This is a genomic window from Bacillus benzoevorans, assembly GCF_014207535.1.
Classification (GTDB): Bacteria; Bacillota; Bacilli; order Bacillales; family Cytobacillaceae; genus Bacillus_BD; species Bacillus_BD benzoevorans.
The window spans coordinates 222,066-237,772 of record NZ_JACHGK010000003.1 but is presented as its reverse complement, the minus strand read 5'-3'; the positions used below and the strand labels follow the sequence as shown (position 1 = coordinate 237,772).

The 15,707-nt window shown below is 43.3% G+C and carries 16 protein-coding genes; 8 read left to right on the top strand and 8 right to left on the bottom strand.

The genetic code is table 11. The features are described from left to right. Positions 1–24: 24 nt before the first annotated feature. The gene (locus HNR53_RS06900) at positions 25–183 is read left to right on the top strand and encodes a hypothetical protein (protein WP_184524208.1); all 159 of its coding nucleotides are present in this window, start codon (positions 25–27) and stop codon (positions 181–183) included. A 113-nt stretch (positions 184–296) separates the two neighbouring features. On the opposite strand, the gene HNR53_RS06895 is transcribed toward HNR53_RS06900, so the two are convergent. Both HNR53_RS06895 and prli42 read right to left on the bottom strand, forming a co-directional pair. Beyond that, a complete protein-coding gene (locus tag HNR53_RS06895) occupies positions 297–656 on the bottom strand; it encodes a DUF5362 family protein (protein WP_184524206.1) in 360 nt (119 codons plus the stop codon). A gap of 195 nt (positions 657–851) precedes the next feature. Beyond that, positions 852–953: a stressosome-associated protein Prli42 gene (gene prli42 / locus HNR53_RS06890; protein ID WP_246439370.1), complete on the bottom strand. Its 102-nt coding sequence runs from the start codon at positions 951–953 to the stop codon at positions 852–854. 228 nt (positions 954–1,181) lie between these two features. Here prli42 and mce point away from each other — a divergent pair, with 228 nt between their 5' ends. The 5 genes from mce (at position 1,182) to gndA (ending at position 7,353) form a co-directional block, all read left to right on the top strand. Continuing rightward, complete coding sequence (mce, locus tag HNR53_RS06885; protein WP_184524204.1) at positions 1,182–1,595, top strand: methylmalonyl-CoA epimerase; 414 nt, start codon at positions 1,182–1,184, stop codon at positions 1,593–1,595. 1 nt (position 1,596) lies between these two features. After that, positions 1,597–3,147 carry an acyl-CoA carboxylase subunit beta gene (locus HNR53_RS06880; protein ID WP_184524466.1) on the top strand — a complete coding sequence of 517 codons (1,551 nt, stop codon included), beginning with the start codon at positions 1,597–1,599 and terminating at the stop codon, positions 3,145–3,147. Positions 3,148–3,285: 138 nt separating this feature from the next. Beyond that, positions 3,286–4,407, top strand: coding sequence for a M20/M25/M40 family metallo-hydrolase (locus tag HNR53_RS06875; protein WP_184524464.1), 1,122 nt, complete (start codon positions 3,286–3,288; stop codon positions 4,405–4,407). Positions 4,408–4,537: 130 nt separating this feature from the next. Continuing rightward, positions 4,538–5,806: a DNA polymerase IV gene (locus tag HNR53_RS06870; RefSeq protein WP_184524202.1), complete on the top strand. Its 1,269-nt coding sequence runs from the start codon at positions 4,538–4,540 to the stop codon at positions 5,804–5,806. A 137-nt stretch (positions 5,807–5,943) separates the two neighbouring features. Then, entirely contained in the window at positions 5,944–7,353 is a 1,410-nt protein-coding gene (gene gndA / locus HNR53_RS06865) for an NADP-dependent phosphogluconate dehydrogenase (RefSeq protein ID WP_184524200.1), read from the top strand. Positions 7,354–7,474: 121 nt separating this feature from the next. On the opposite strand, the gene zwf is transcribed toward gndA, so the two are convergent. Next, positions 7,475–8,980, bottom strand: a complete 1,506-nt coding sequence (gene zwf / locus HNR53_RS06860) for a glucose-6-phosphate dehydrogenase (RefSeq protein ID WP_184524198.1) — start codon at positions 8,978–8,980, stop codon at positions 7,475–7,477. 256 nt (positions 8,981–9,236) lie between these two features. Here zwf and rnz point away from each other — a divergent pair, with 256 nt between their 5' ends. Continuing rightward, positions 9,237–10,160 (top strand): ribonuclease Z, encoded by a 924-nt coding sequence (rnz, locus tag HNR53_RS06855; protein WP_184524196.1) that lies wholly within the window; start codon positions 9,237–9,239, stop codon positions 10,158–10,160. Positions 10,161–10,285: 125 nt separating this feature from the next. On the opposite strand, the gene HNR53_RS06850 is transcribed toward rnz, so the two are convergent. The 3 genes from HNR53_RS06850 to HNR53_RS06840 form a co-directional block, all read right to left on the bottom strand. Then, on the bottom strand, positions 10,286–11,212 hold the full coding sequence (locus HNR53_RS06850) for a DsbA family protein (protein ID WP_184524461.1): 927 nt from the start codon (positions 11,210–11,212) through the stop codon (positions 10,286–10,288). Then, positions 11,202–11,570, bottom strand: a complete 369-nt coding sequence (locus HNR53_RS06845; protein ID WP_184524194.1) for a winged helix-turn-helix transcriptional regulator — start codon at positions 11,568–11,570, stop codon at positions 11,202–11,204. The genes HNR53_RS06850 and HNR53_RS06845 overlap by 11 nt, the downstream gene beginning before the upstream one ends. A gap of 70 nt (positions 11,571–11,640) precedes the next feature. After that, complete coding sequence (locus tag HNR53_RS06840; protein ID WP_184524459.1) at positions 11,641–12,015, bottom strand: GNAT family N-acetyltransferase; 375 nt, start codon at positions 12,013–12,015, stop codon at positions 11,641–11,643. Positions 12,016–12,179: 164 nt separating this feature from the next. Between HNR53_RS06840 and pdxR the strand changes: the two genes are divergently transcribed. Further along, a complete protein-coding gene (pdxR, locus tag HNR53_RS06835) occupies positions 12,180–13,589 on the top strand; it encodes a MocR-like pyridoxine biosynthesis transcription factor PdxR (RefSeq protein WP_184524193.1) in 1,410 nt (469 codons plus the stop codon). A 52-nt stretch (positions 13,590–13,641) separates the two neighbouring features. Here pdxR and namA read toward each other — a convergent pair whose 3' ends face one another. After that, the gene (gene namA / locus HNR53_RS06830) at positions 13,642–14,661 is read right to left on the bottom strand and encodes an NADPH dehydrogenase NamA (RefSeq protein ID WP_184524190.1); all 1,020 of its coding nucleotides are present in this window, start codon (positions 14,659–14,661) and stop codon (positions 13,642–13,644) included. A gap of 116 nt (positions 14,662–14,777) precedes the next feature. Continuing rightward, the gene (proC, locus tag HNR53_RS06825; RefSeq protein WP_184524188.1) at positions 14,778–15,617 is read right to left on the bottom strand and encodes a pyrroline-5-carboxylate reductase; all 840 of its coding nucleotides are present in this window, start codon (positions 15,615–15,617) and stop codon (positions 14,778–14,780) included. Positions 15,618–15,707: the final 90 nt, after the last annotated feature.

Below are 15,707 nucleotides of genomic sequence, written 5' to 3'. Positions count from 1 at the left end.
TCAGAAAAAAGGAGATGAGGGTTTGTGGAGCATGTTGAGGAATCAGTCAAAGTTCAGCAATGGGAATGCTCTAATTGTAATCAGATCATTTTAGATGAAAATGAGTATATGGATAATGATGGTGTTTGTGATGCATGCTACAGCCTGCCGCTTAAAAGGCGCATCGGTCTAGTGAAAAAATAGCATTGGGATCGATCGGGAAAGGAAAAAAAGAATTTGAAAAGAGAACATGGAAAAGGAGACGAATCTATCTGCTAAGATATCCTGATTAGCAAAGTTGTTCGTCTCCTCTTTTATTACATATAATTCATATTGTTTAATAAATCTCCGAAAAAGAATGCCCCTGTAAATGCAAAAATAACCATAATAATTGCAAAAACGATTCCAATAATAAAAAGAATGCCCATGACTTTAAGGTATTTGGCAAAGTTATTAAGCAGTTCCGCCAACGGTCGTTCATCGTACTCTCTCAATAGGTTTTCTGCTTCTTTTCCGGCGCGAAGAAGAAATATTCCAAGAAAGATCATAATAACACCCGGCAGCGCACCGACGATAAAAGCAAATAATCCAAATAATGCATCAATCGCTCCAACTACGATATAAACATAGCCGAGAAATTTCCCCCACTTCGCAATGGAATTTAAATGTGCTTGCATTTCCATTTCCCCCCTTTCACTTTCATTCTATAGGATATGAGGTGAATGTGGAAGTATATTACTATAATACAAGCTGTTAATTCAAAATTTTTTAACAGTTTATTCATTTCTAAAAGGTACCATTGTTTCGAAGTGGATATTTTCTTGAAAATAATATAAAAAAACCCCTATGGCAGGGGTATATACAAGCTCGTGCTAGAACAGGATGGCAATGCCAGTTAAGAATGTTGAAGCTAAGATGGCGAAAATCATGAGATAGACAACAATCTTCATTTTGTTTTTACGCTTTTTAGACAACCTTAATATCCCTCCAATAAAATGAATCCCTAAATATCCATGCAATAAATTACGTTCAACTCTTATTTTACAAGGAAAAGGAGGATTGGACAACTTGTCAAAAAAAAAGAAATTGAGCAACCGTTCAGAAAAGTGAGGAATTTTTGAAAGATTTATAGTAAACTAATAATTACATAGAAAAATTTAATAATTGGCTTAACTTTTTCAACGAAGAGAGGGATTGGGGAAATGATTAACAGGGTGGACCATATTGGAATCGCTGTCAAATCTCTGGAGGAGTCTCTGCCGTTTTATACGGACGTACTGAAGCTGAAACTTCTGGGAATCGAGACTGTGGAAAGTCAGAAGGTAAAGGTGGCATTTATCGACACGGGCAACACACATATTGAGCTGCTTGAGCCGATGGGGAATGACGGCGCGATTGCGAAATTTATCGAAAAACGCGGTCAAGGCATTCATCATATTGCTCTTGGAGTCACTTCTATTGAAGAAAGAATTCAAGATATGAAAGAGAATGGTATCAAAATGATTGATGAACAGCCAAGATTAGGGGCCGGCGGCTCACACGTCGCATTTATGCATCCCAAATCTACCGGCAGTGTTTTAGTTGAATTATGTGAAAAGAAAGGAATGGGCCACTGAAATGATGGACATCTATGATACTATACATGATTTATATGACAGAAAGTCTGCCATCGAGCTAGGCGGAGGGGACGATAAGATTGAGAAGCAGCATAGTAAGGGGAAATTAACAGCAAGAGAGCGGATCGATTTGCTTTGTGATCCGGGAACATTTGTTGAGATTAATGCCTTCATTGAACATAACTGTGTCGATTTTGGTTTAGATAAAGATAAGAGTCCCGGTGATGGGGTTGTCACGGGATTTGGTAAAGTGAATGGCCGCCCAATTTACTTGTTTGCTCAAGACTTTACCGTATTTGGCGGAGCCCTTGGCGAGATGCACGCGAAGAAAATTGCCAAGGTAATGGATCTTGCGGCAAATAACGGTGCTCCTTTTATCGGCCTGAATGATTCCGGCGGCGCGAGAATCCAGGAAGGTGTCGTATCGCTGGACGGATACGGACACATTTTCTACCGCAACTCGATTTATTCCGGTGTGATTCCGCAAATCTCTGTTATTATGGGACCTTGTGCCGGCGGTGCCGTGTACTCTCCTGCGATTACAGACTTTGTCTTCATGGTAGAAAAAACAAGCCAAATGTTTATTACAGGTCCAAAGGTTATTGAAACCGTTACCGGGGAAAAGATTTCTTCTGAAGATCTTGGCGGTGCAAAGGTGCATAACTCCATCAGCGGTAACGCTCATTTCCGGGCTAAAACAGAAGCAGAGGTTATCGAACAGGTTCGTAAACTATTAAGCTATCTGCCGCAAAATAACGAAGAAAAACCGCCAATGCTGGAGGCGGCGGATGATGATGATTACCGTCCGGATTTAACCGAAGTGATTCCATTTGATACAGTCCGTCCATATGATGTGCGGAAAGTCATTGACCAGGTAGTTGATACGGACTCCTTCATGGAAGTGCAGCCTGACTTTGCGAAAAACATCGTCATTGGTTTAGCACGCATTAAAGGAGAAGTAGTGGGACTTGTGTGCAACCAGCCGAAATTTATGGCCGGCGGATTAGACATTGACTCATCTGATAAAGCTTCCAGATTTATTCGTTTCTGTGATGCGTTTAATATTCCGCTTATTACATTTGAAGATGTATCCGGTTTCTTTCCAGGGGTTAAACAGGAACATGGTGGAATCATCCGCCATGGTGCGAAAATTTTATTTGCCTATTCTGAAGCAACAGTGCCTAAATTAACGGTTATTTTACGAAAAGCCTATGGCGGTGCTTATGTGGCATTAAATAGTAAGTCGATTGGTGCTGACCTTGTATTTGCTTGGCCAAATGCCGAAATCGCTGTCATGGGTTCGCAAGGAGCTGCGAACATCATTTTTGCAAAGGAAATTAATAATAGTCCAAACCCTGAAGAAACACGGGCGCAAAAAATCGAAGAATATAAACAAAAATTCTCCAACCCTTATGTGGCCGCATCAAAAGGAATGGTGGACGATGTTATCGACCCGCGCGAAACAAGAATTAAAATTGTTCAAGCGCTTGAAATGCTTCGGACGAAGAAAGAATCACGACCATATAAAAAACATAGTAATATTCCTTTATAATCTTGAAGAGGACAGCAGAAAGCAGCCGGTATGTGCCGGCTGCTTTTTCTGTTCAAAACTGGAACGGCTTAAAATATTTGATGCTAAATTGTGGTAGATGTATACTAGAAAAAATGAAGCACAAGGAGGTCTGATCATATTATGAATCAAGAACGATTATTAAATGAATTTTTAGAGCTTGTTCAAATCGATTCCGAAACCAAATATGAGGCGGAAATTGCGAAGGCATTAAAGGGAAAATTCACCGCCCTGGGTGTAGAAGTATATGAAGACGATACAACAGCCGTAACCGGACATGGTGCGGGTAATCTGATTTGCACACTGGCAGCAACAAAGGGAGGAGTGGATCCGATATATTTTACCTCCCATATGGATACAGTTGTACCGGGAAAAGGAGTAAAGCCATCGATTAAAGACGGCTATGTGGTAACCGATGGAACAACGATCCTTGGAGCGGACGATAAAGCAGGACTTGCCGTAATGCTTGAGACCGTCCGCGTGCTGCAGGAAGAAAAGATTGCACATGGTGAGATTCAATTTATTATCACGGTCGGCGAAGAATCAGGTTTAAATGGTTCTAAAGCACTTGACCGCAATTTAGTTAAAGCGAAATTCGGCTATGCTCTCGACAGCGATGGGAAAGTAGGAAACATTGTTGTGGCTGCGCCGACGCAGGCGAAAGTCAAAGCAATTATTCACGGAAAAACGGCCCATGCCGGTGTAGCGCCAGAAAAAGGCGTTTCCGCGATAACGATTGCCGCCAAAGCCATTTCGCGCATGCCCTTAGGCCGCATCGATAAAGAAACTACAGCTAATATCGGACGCTTTGAGGGAGGTCAGCAGACAAATATCGTTTGTGACAGGGTTGATATTCTCGCTGAAGCCCGCTCTTTAATTCCGGAAAAAATGAAGGCCCAGGTGCGGAAAATGAAGGATGCCTTTGAAGGCGTGGCGAGTGAAATGGGCGGCCATGCCGATGTCGAAGTAGAAGTGATGTATCCCGGCTTTAAATTCGCTGACGGTGATCATGTTGTCGAGGTGGCAAAGAAAGCAGCCGCGAAAATCGGCCGCCCGTCAGAACTCCAGCAAAGCGGCGGAGGAAGTGACGCCAATGTCATTGCCGGTTTAGGCATTCCAACAGTAAACCTAGCTGTCGGCTATGAGGACATTCATACAACAAATGAAAAGATCCCTGTGGAGGAATTATATAAACTCTCCGAAATGGTCGTAGAGATTATCAAAGAGGTGGCAGGGGAATAAAGGGGTAATTTCCCTTTAATTGGATTGTGAAGGACAAAATCGAGTCAAGGCCACCGGAAAATGTCCTTCATCAAACCTGAAGACCCGATTTTTTAAACGGCTTGTACTAGAAATAGGAAGTGCAAACAACATGAAGGAAATGTATCCGAAAAAGGGACGGGTCATTCTGCATGTCGATATGAACAGCTTTTATGCTTCAGTTGAAATGGCCTATGATCCTTCGTTAAAGGGAAAGGCGCTCGCGATTGCCGGTAATCCAGAGGAGCGAAGGGGTGTCGTCGTTACCTGCAGCTATGAAGCGAGGAAATTCGGAGTAAAAACAACGATGCCGGTTTGGGAGGCAAAGAAACTGTGCCCAAATCTGATTGTCAAAAGGCCAAATTTCGAGCGCTACCGGACAGCCTCAAAGGGCATGTTTGAAATTCTGCAGCAGTATTCAGAGTTGGTTGAGCCCGTGTCGATTGATGAAGGATATGTCGATATTACCGATAGCTATGAACTCGGTTCCCCGCTCGAAATTGCTGAACAAATTCAAAAGCAGCTCATGCGTGAACTTGATTTGCCATGCAGCATTGGCATCGCGCCGAACCGTTTTCTAGCCAAAACCGCTTCCGATATGAAAAAACCGCTTGGCATTACCGTCCTGCGAAAACGGGATGTGCCAAAGTTCCTCTGGCCCCTTAAGGTCATTGAAATGCATGGAGTCGGCAGAAAAACAGCGGAAAAGCTAAATAATATTGGCATCATGACAATTGGTGATTTAGCTAAAGCCAATGAAATTCAGTTAAAAGCACTGCTTGGAATTAACGGGCTGCGCCTGAAGGAACGTGCCAACGGTATCGATAACCGCCCGGTCGACCCGGAAGCTGCAGCCGAGTTTAAGAGCATCGGCAACTCCACCACGCTGCCGCGGGATATTTCCAACCAGCATGAACTTCTCGTCATTCTGGAGCATTTAGCGGAAAAAGTCTATTTAAGGATGAAGCGGAAAAAGGTCTTTGCTGCTATAATCGGGGTGACTATTCGCTATAAAGACCGCCATACGATTACCAGAAGTAAAAAGCTGCCATATAATATCAGTTCCAAGGAAGAAATTTTTACAGAAAGTAAAGACCTTTTTTTGAAAAACTGGAACGGAGATTCCATTCGGCTGCTAGGTGTGACCGCATCAGATCTTGTAGAGAAAAAGCAAGCGGTGAAACAGCTTGATTTATTTTCCTATGAAAAGGATGCCGCAAAGGAACCGTTAATGGAAACGCTCGAGCAATTACGAAGAAAATACGGGGAAACGATTATTGAGCCTGCTGCCGATCTTGCCCAACCGCCGCAGAACGAGCATAATAGCGTTTCTGAAACGAGCTTTAGCAAAGATTTCCTCGACTTTTTTAAAAAAGAGTAAGTCCGAAAGATTAATTCCCTCTGATTATTGTCAAACTATAGAGAGAACTATCACAGATAATGGGGAAGGACAGTGTTTTCTTGATAGAGGACTGTTCATTTCCTCAAGATACATAGGTTAGAAGGGATGTTAAGATAATGACAAAACAACAATTTGGTGTAATCGGCTTAGCAGTCATGGGAAAAAACCTGGCGATGAATATTGAATCAAGAGGCTATTCCGTTTCTGTTTATAATCGTTCACGGGAGAAAACCGATGAAATTCTCGCAGAGACAAAAGGGCGGAATATTACCGGTACCTATTCAATCGAAGAATTTATTCAATCCTTGGAAAGCCCGCGAAAAATCATGCTGATGGTTAAAGCGGGGGCGCCGACTGATGCAACGATTGAACAATTAATTCCCCTTTTGGAAAAAGGAGACATCCTTATTGACGGAGGAAATGCCTACTTTGTTGATACTCAAGCCCGCAATAAACGATTAAGTGAGCTGGGGATTCATTTTATTGGTACCGGGGTTTCGGGTGGAGAAGAGGGGGCCTTAAAAGGACCTTCTATCATGCCGGGAGGACAAAAAGAGGCATATGATTTAGTGGCACCGATTTTTAAAGACATTTCTGCTAAAGTTGGGGGAGATCCGTGTACAACCTATATCGGACCAGATGGCGCCGGACACTACGTCAAGATGGTCCACAATGGCATTGAATACGGTGATATGCAGCTAATCTGTGAAGCTTATTACATATTAAAACATGTATTGGGCTTGAGTACCGATGAGCTTCATGAGGTCTTCTCCGAGTGGAATAAAGGGGAGCTCGACAGCTATCTTATTGAAATAACAGCGGATATTTTTACGAAAAAAGATACTGAGACCGGTCAGGCGCTAGTCGATATGATTCTTGATACGGCCGGACAAAAGGGTACCGGTAAATGGACGAGTCAGAATGCTCTTGATCTTGGTATTCCGCTGCCGATTATTACGGAATCGGTATTTGCCCGCTTTATTTCGGCTATGAAGGAGGAGCGGGTTGCAGCAAGCAAGGTGTTAAACGGACCGCAAACACCTGTATTCACCGGCGACCGAAATGCGTTTATTGAATCTGTGCGCAAAGCACTGTACATGAGTAAAATTTGTTCTTATGCCCAAGGGTTTGCGCAAATGAGGGCTGCTTCGGAGGAATATGACTGGAATCTGCAATATGGTGATATTGCGATGATTTTCCGCGGCGGCTGCATTATCCGGGCGCAATTTTTACAGCGGATCAAGGATGCATATAACCGCGATTCAAGCTTGAAAAATCTCCTCCTCGATTCATATTTTAAAGAGATTGTGGAGAACTATCAGACTTCATTGCGTGAAATTGTCGCTCATAGTGTGCAGACCGGAATTCCAGTACCATGCTTTTCCGCGGCACTAGCCTATTATGACAGCTACCGGACGGCGGTACTTCCGGCTAATCTGCTTCAGGCACAGCGCGATTATTTCGGTGCCCATACGTACCAGCGCACAGACCGCGAAGGGATTTTTCATACCAACTGGCTTGATTAAATTTAAGGCTCAACTAATAGATTACATATTTCCAAATTTAAAAACCTCTGAATATTTCAGAGGTTTTTTGCTGTAAGCAATTGGGCATTGCTTCTGGAAGAGGCGAGACCCGCCCCGCTGTTTAATTACAGTTTGATTCCACTTCAAGCTCTGAAATCGGCCACCAGTAATACCCGTCCTTGGCGAGAAGAATATCGCTTTCCTTTGGTCCTACCGTGCCTGACTCATAGTTAGGGAAATGAGCAATCGAGCTCTCCCATACATGAGAAATATTATCGACAAAATTCCATGATAATGCCACTTCATCCCAATGAGTAAAATTCGTGGCATCACCGTGCATGCAGTCATAGAGCAATCGTTCATAGGACTCCGGTGTATTGTAGCCGTTGATCCCGCTATTAGCATAGCTGAGTTTTACCGGAGTAGCATTTATACCTTGCCCGGTTTTTTTCGCATTTAAATGCAGCGTAATTCCTTCTTCAGGCTGAACATGAATAACGAGCAAATTCGGATTTAACTGCTGCTCCGCGTTATAGTACAAATTCATCGGGATATCTTTAAACTGGATGACAATTTTCGTTGATTTCGTCCGCATTCTTTTACCCGTCCGGATATAGAAAGGAACGCCAGCCCAGCGGAAATTATCAATTAACAGCCTGCCTGCTACGAATGTTTCCGTATTAGAATTTGGATCCACCATTGGCTCATTGCGATAAGCCGGAATTGCTTCTCCATTGATCTTTCCGGCACCATACTGCCCGCGGATAAAATATTTATGTACCTTGTTTCCCTGAATCGGCCGCAAGGCACGCAGCACCTTGACCTTCTCGGAACGAATTTCCCGCGGTTCCAGCTTGATCGGCGGTTCCATCGCTAATAATGCCACAATCTGGAGAATGTGATTTTGCACCATATCACGCAAGGCTCCGCTTGTTTCGTAATAACGTCCGCGTTCCTCGACGCCAAGCACTTCGCTGGAAGTGATTTGAATATTCGAGATATAACGGTTATTCCAAAGCGGTTCAAAAATCGCATTGGCAAAACGGATAACTTCAATATTTTGCACCATTTCCTTGCCAAGATAATGGTCAATCCGGTAAATATCCTCCTCATCAAAAGCCGTCCGAATTTGCTGATTTAACTCCTTTGCAGAATCCAAATCGCGTCCGAATGGTTTTTCAATGATGAGCCGTTTAAAACCCTTTACATCCGTAAGACCGTCTTGTTTTAAGTGGACGGCAATGGTGCCGAAAAATTCAGGGGCCATCGCCAGGTAAAACAGGCGGTTTCCTTCTGTACCGTATTGCTGGTCGAATCCATTTGCTAAATCATTTAATACCATATATGAATTCGAATCGGACACATCATGGGAATGATAATAAAAATGAGAAGTAAATTCATCTAATTTGCTGTTCTTACCGTTGGCATTCCCGATGGATTTTTTCACCTTTTCCTGAAACTGTTCGTTCGTTAATGCTCGTCTTGCCACCCCGATCACAACAAAATGCTCAGATAGCTGATTTTTTTCATATAGCTGATAAAGAGAGGGGAAGAGTTTTCTGTTCGCTAAATCTCCGGTTGCACCAAAAATCATGATCAGTACTTTAGGCTTTTCAGTGTGTTTCACAATATATGTACCTCACTTTGCAGGAATAAATTTATCGTAAAAATGACATTCTGGTGAGAATTGAATTTTAGCCCTTTTACGCTGTTTGCGCAAATATTTTGTTTGTCACGCCCCATGGATAACAGTTTCATCACTTCACTTTTTTATTTTTGTCAAATATAACAGAACTATCCTGTCATTTTAAAAGTTCCTTTTCTTCTCATGTCAATGTTCGCTATAATTAGCTTAATGTGTTTTGCTTGAAAGGAGAAGATTTATGGAGGTATTTTTTTTAGGAACAGGAGCAGGCATTCCGTCCAAAGGAAGAAATGTAACGGCGATTGCCTTAAAGCTGCTGGAAGAACGGGGCGCCATTTGGCTGTTTGACTGCGGCGAAGCGACGCAGCATCAAATTTTACATACATCGATTAAACCGGGGCGGATTGAAAAAATCTTTATCACCCATTTGCACGGAGACCATATTTACGGGCTGCCGGGGCTGCTCGCAAGCCGCTCATTCCAAGGCGGTGAATCGGCTTTAACGGTATACGGCCCTGCCGGAATTAAAGAGTATATCGAGACAAGCCTGCGGGTGAGCGGTACCTATTTGAAATATCCATTGGAAATTAAAGAGATAACCGAGAAACTTCTGTTTGAGGACGGGCAGTTTACCGTAGAGGCCCGTGAATTGGAGCACGGAATTCAGTCATTCGGCTTTCGCGTTGTGGAAAAAGATCGGCCTGGAACATTGCTGGTCGACAGGCTAAAGGAACTTGGGATTAAACCCGGACCGCAGTATCGGCAAATTAAGGAAGGCACTCCGGTTACACTGGAAGATGGAACCGTGCTTGAGGCACATCATTTTCTTGGTCCGCGTCAATTGGGGCGAATTGTGGCGATCCTAGGTGATACGAGGAAATGTGAAGCAGCCCTGGAATTGGCGCAGGAAGCGGATCTGCTTGTACATGAAGCAACTTTTGCTGCTAATGACAGCGCGATGGCCTATGATTATTTTCATTCGACAACAGAACATGCAGCCCAAACGGCGAAAGAGGCCGGAGTGAAAAAGCTTTGTCTGACTCATATCAGTTCCCGCTATGACCGCGATGCAGCTCTGGAATTGCTGCTGGAAGCGCGGAAGATTATTCCCGAAACCGAAATCGCGGAAGATTTCAAAAGTATTATCGTTCCTCGAATTTAAGAGACCGTTTTACGCCTCTTGCTGTTAGCGGTTACCTCTTGGCAGATACGATAGAATAGATGAAATGACTCCGGCACAAGACCGGAGTCATTTAATCCCTGTTTGATCCAAGCAGCTTCCTCATATCATTTTCTCTTCTCAAAGTACCTTTCTCCAAGAATTTCCTTCATTTCATAACTGCCTGGTGTTAATTCTTTTTCGATTAATGTTTGTATTTCTGATTTATCAAGATCGTACATCACTTCAATTTCTTTTGAAAAGAGCAGTTTTTCTTGTTCAAGCAGAACGGAAAGTGATGGCTGCGGTTTTGGCTGCAGATCTTCCTCATTTAACACTTGCTTTAATCCGGTAACATAATAGTCAAATGGGCGGCCGCCAACCACTTTGACGCCTTTATTTTCTTCATTCATGATAATGACCGTTGGAAAACCCCTGACACCCAGTTTTCTTGCCAAATTAAAATCTTCATTTAATAATTGCTGTCCGCTTGGTTGTTCGGCTTCTTTGACGATGGCTTCTCCATCAAGACCAAGTTGATTCACAATGTCAATCATCACGGATGGCTCCGAAATGTTTCGATTAAAAGCGAAAAGAGCTTCTCTGGCACGGCGTAAATATTCATAGGCCATTGCATGGTTATGATGTTTTTGAATCACTTTAAATACACGGGATGGAGGAAAAGACGATTGAACGGGATTGTCAATCATGAGTGACCCATCAATCGGCATGCGGGAGTATTCACCAACTTCTCTCCAGTGACCAGCAACGTCAGCAGGTTTATAAATGCCGTTAGCGGGATCAATAGGGCCGTCATGCCATTTTTCGAGCAATCCACCCATAACGGTATGAAAGTGAAAGTAGTGGCCATACTGCTCTTTAAAGCGGCGTAGAACGGGTTCAATCGCCCAGCAATGAGAACAAATGGGGTCGGTCACATAATAAAGATCGATTGCTTTCTTCGCTGAATTAAAATCAATCATCTCCATTTCTTCCTCTTCAGCTGGTCCGCATACACCTGTTTCTAAATCGCAAATCATAGGATTATTTTTCATCATTTTCATTTTCCTCGCTTTCGTTTGGAGTCTCACATTCCACATGTAAGTATTGAATGGCCCATTCCTGAATTGATTTTAAACTTTCAGCCAGGGCTGCGCCTTTTTCTGTTAATGAATAAGAAATCGCAACAGGTGAAGTGTTTGTTACATTTTTTTCGAGTAATCCAATTTCGATTAGTTCGGAAAGTCTCATGGATAATGCTTTCGGTGTAATTCCAGATACGTCTTTTTTAAGATCTGAAAAATGCGCGCTTTGATTCTCGCATAAAGATAAATAATGAATTAATTGCCCATTCCACTTTTTACCGATTATTTCAAAGGAAGCTTCAATATAAGGACAAATTTTCGTACTCAACCTTTGTCACACCTCCAATACAAATAATATATCAGATATAAAAAATATATCAACTATAAATATTATATCTTTATACAAGCTCCTTTTTAAAAACTAAACTGACTTTCTCATAATCCATTTTTGTTTCATAGAAACGGTGGGCATCTGCGCGATGCAGTCCGGATGATAAAGCGACACAGGTATAGCCGTTTTCCTTTGCCCATTCCTCCACATACTGTAAGAGTTTTTCCCCATAGCCCTGCGAGCGTTTACCTGCATCCGTCACCAAATCACAAACCCAGATAAAGCGTCCGTAATATAAGGTAGTCATCGACATGAATCCGATAACGGCAGCTAGTTCATTCTGATCATAAAGGGCCAATATACGATAGTGTTCCTTTTCCTGTGCCTCCCGGACGAACTCCAGGTACGCTGAGAGAGTGAGATGAGGGCGCAGCTGCCTCATAATAGGAAATGCATCTGTCCATTCTTTTTCATTCGTAAGCTCTTTGATATGAATCACTTGGGAAATTCCTCCTTTTTCTTTGATTTTATCAATGGGCTGGCATCGTTAAAAGTGCCAGTTATGGTATAATTTATCGGGCCAGTTTTTCGAAAGGATGATAGAAATTGTACGAGCTTACTCCTTTACTCGATCAGGAAAAAGAAGAGCCATTATACATACAGCTGTATCAATATTTTAAAGATGAAATCCAGAGTGGCAGGCTGGAAGCGGGTGTTAAGCTGCCCTCGAAAAGAAGACTGTCACAGCATCTTGGGATCAGCCAAAATACCGTGGAAAATGCCTATGGACAGCTGCAAGCCGAAGGATACATTCACTCAGAGCCGCGAAAAGGAATTTATGTGAAGAAACTGGAAGGGGATCTTTATCCCTATCACAGCGGAATCCCACTAAAGAGCGAAAGAGTCATGGAAAAGCATGACGAGGAAGAGATGATTGATTTCAGCCATGGGCAAGTAGATCTGGCGCATTTTCCTTATGCGGTCTGGCGGAAGCTCTCGATGCAGGCTTTATATGAAGAGGAAAGCGTCCTTTTTTTGAATGGGGATCCGCAGGGAGAACTTGAACTTCGGCAGGAAATTACTCATTATCTATTTCAATCAAGAGGTGTTAGGTGCAAAGCGGAGCAAATTGTCATCGGAGCAGGGACACAGTACTTAATTGGTCTGCTGACCATGATCATTGGAGAGAGAGCGGTCTATGCTGTGGAAAATCCCGGTTTTCACCGCACAAGGGCAGTACTGGAGGATCGTGGGTTCCACCCTGTTTCTCTTGCACTTGATGAGGATGGAGTGTCTCTAAAGGATTTAGAGGCCAGTGGGGCGAATGTGATCTATGTGACCCCGTCACACCAGTTTCCGCTTGGCATGATTATGCCAATTTCGCGCAGAAGAGGGCTGTTAAAATGGGCGGAAAAAGAGGGGCGATATATCATTGAGGATGATTATGACGGTGAGTTCCGTTATAAAGGAAAGCCTATCCCGTCTCTGCAGGGATTGGATTCTGCAGGGAGAGTGATTTACTTAGGAACTTTTTCGAAGTCATTGATTCCTTCGCTGCGAATAAGTTATCTGGTGCTCCCGCCGCTGCTGCTTGAAAACTATCAGCAATCCTTTACGCTTTATAAACAAACGGTATCACGACTTCATCAACACACTCTTGCACAATTTATGAAAAATGGACATTGGAGCCGCCATTTAAATAAAATGCGGGGGATTTATCGAAAGAAACAAAAGACTTTGCTTTTGGCGATTGCAGAATATCTGGGAGAACATGTTCAGGTCATTGGTGAAAAATCAGGGCTGCATATTCTCTTGCAGGTGAATAATCAAATGTCTGAGGCAGAACTGATAGAGACGGCAAAGAAGAATAAAGTAAAGGTTTATCCTGCTTCCATTTATTATGAAAAGAGTACGAAGCAACATCCGCCAATGATTCTATTAGGTTTTGGCGCTTTAGCAGAAGAAGATATAAAGGAAGGCATTGCATTATTAGCGCATGCCTGGTTAAGGCGATGAAATGCGCAGTCCATTGCGGGCTGCGCATTTGTATGATTTTCTATGCTAATCTTTACACATTCCAGCCGCGTTCATACTGCACCGGCGCTTCAATGCTGAGCCGCAGTTCTTTGGCAGCAGTTCTTGCCCAATATGGATCGCGCAAGAGTTCACGGCCAAGGATAATCACATCAGCACGGTCGCTTTGGAGGATTTCTTCTGCCTGCAAACCAGTCGTGATTAAGCCGACTGCACCTGTGGCAATCTTAGCACCATGTTTGATTTTGTCTGAATATGGCACCTGATAGCACGGATAAACATTGATTTTCGCCGGAATCACCGCACCTGTACTGACATCAATGAGATCCACGCCCTGTTCTTTCATGTAAGAAGCGTATTGGATATAATCCTCTACATGCAGCCCTTCCTTATGATAATCTTCAGCTGAGATCCGGACGAAGAGCGGACCGTCCCATACTGTTTTCACCGCTTCAATAATTTCTTTTAGGAAGCGGTAGCGGTTTTCTGCACTGCCGCCGTATTCATCCTGGCGGTGATTGGCAAGCGGGGAAAGAAACTGATTAATTAAATAGCCGTGTGCACCATGAAGTTCAATGACATCAAACCCGGCTTTTTTTGCCCGTTCTGCGCCTAGTTTGAAGGCGTCAATGGCATGGTGGAGATCTTCAACCGTCATTTCCTTCGGAGTTTTGAACTGGTCGTTAAAAGCAACAGCGGAAGGGGCAACGATTTCTCCTTCTAATTGAGCTTTACGACCTGCATGCCCTAACTGGATGCCGGTTTTGCAGCCATAAGCTTTAATTTGCTCGGTTAATTGCTTCAGTCCTTCGATATGTGCATCATCCCAAATGCCTAAGTCTTTTGCTGAAATGCGGCCTTCTGGCGCAACCGCTGTTGCTTCTTGAATAATTAATCCGGTTTGTCCGACAGCACGGCTCACGTAGTGTGTGATATGAAAGGGCGTGACGATGCCGTCTTCCGCAGCGGAATACATGCACATCGGTGCCATAACAATCCGGTTCTTTAAAGTAAGATTTTTAATCGTATATGGTGAAAATAGTTTTGCTTCCATTTTTATCAAGTCATCTCCCTTTGCAGCTTTTCAAGATTTATTATAGCAGTTTTCACGAAAAATAATGAAAAAGAGGCACCACAAATGTGTATACTAGCATTTGTGGTGCCCCTTTTTTATGGCAACTTCGCTTCTATTTCTTCACTGATTACTTTTCCCATTGATTTGGATTTCTCCGCTGCCGTTTTAATGCACTCCATCACGGCTTTGTCTACTTCATGCTCAGCCAGTATGTTTAATCCGGCTTCGGTTGTACCGCCGGGACTTGTTACTTCCTTACGCAGCTGGGAGGCGGATTTTGTTGATGTGGCGAGCATTTCCGCTGCTCCCATTAATGTCTGCACGATAAAATCCTTCGCCAAATCTGCTTCCAACCCAAGATCAACGGCACTTTTCTCCATTGCTTCAAAAAGATAATAGATATAGGCTGGTCCGCTTCCAGACAGCCCGGTAACGGCATCCAGCTGTTCCTCCTGAACAAGTCTGGCAATCCCTGCTGTTTGCAATATTTTCTGTACCAATTCAATTTGTTCCGCTGAAACGTGCTCGTTCACGGCAAAGCCTGTCGCTGATTTTCCGATTGCCGCGGATGTATTTGGCATTGCCCGTACAATCGGCATCGCTTTTCCTACTAATTTTTCCATGCTCACAAGCGACACACCGGCAAGGACGGAAATAAGCATCGTTCGGTCCGACAACAAATGTTTAATCGCAGTCAAGGACTGTGCTGCATCCTTCGGTTTCATCGCCAGCAGTACAGCATCGACCTCCTTCAGCATATCCGCTGTATCATAGGAGGTGGAAACACCGTATTTTGTTTTTAATTCGTTCAGTCTTTCCTCGTTGCTGCGGTTCGTCACCCAAATATTTTGCGGCTCCAGCAATTTGTTTTCCACCATGCCTGAAATTAAGGCTTCTGCCATCGAACCGGCACCAATGAACGCTAATTTTTTCATCTAATCGCTCCTTCTTGAATCTTATGTAGATAATAGTATTGCACATATTTGACAATAGCGAAGTGAAACTTTTATTCTCATTATGTACCT

What these genes read in the sequence shown, in the direction of transcription:
- HNR53_RS06895 (WP_184524206.1), bottom strand. Translation starts at nt 656, where the DNA reads ATGCAAGCACATTTAAATTCCATTGCGAAGTGGGGGAAATTTCTCGGC.
- mce (WP_184524204.1), top strand. Translation starts at nt 1,182, where the DNA reads ATGATTAACAGGGTGGACCATATTGGAATCGCTGTCAAATCTCTGGAG.
- HNR53_RS06880 (WP_184524466.1), top strand. Translation starts at nt 1,597, where the DNA reads ATGATGGACATCTATGATACTATACATGATTTATATGACAGAAAGTCT.
- HNR53_RS06870 (WP_184524202.1), top strand. Translation starts at nt 4,538, where the DNA reads ATGAAGGAAATGTATCCGAAAAAGGGACGGGTCATTCTGCATGTCGAT.
- gndA (WP_184524200.1), top strand. Translation starts at nt 5,944, where the DNA reads ATGACAAAACAACAATTTGGTGTAATCGGCTTAGCAGTCATGGGAAAA.
- rnz (WP_184524196.1), top strand. Translation starts at nt 9,237, where the DNA reads ATGGAGGTATTTTTTTTAGGAACAGGAGCAGGCATTCCGTCCAAAGGA.
- HNR53_RS06850 (WP_184524461.1), bottom strand. Translation starts at nt 11,212, where the DNA reads ATGAAAAATAATCCTATGATTTGCGATTTAGAAACAGGTGTATGCGGA.
- HNR53_RS06840 (WP_184524459.1), bottom strand. Translation starts at nt 12,015, where the DNA reads ATGAGGCAGCTGCGCCCTCATCTCACTCTCTCAGCGTACCTGGAGTTC.
- namA (WP_184524190.1), bottom strand. Translation starts at nt 14,661, where the DNA reads ATGGAAGCAAAACTATTTTCACCATATACGATTAAAAATCTTACTTTA.
- proC (WP_184524188.1), bottom strand. Translation starts at nt 15,617, where the DNA reads ATGAAAAAATTAGCGTTCATTGGTGCCGGTTCGATGGCAGAAGCCTTA.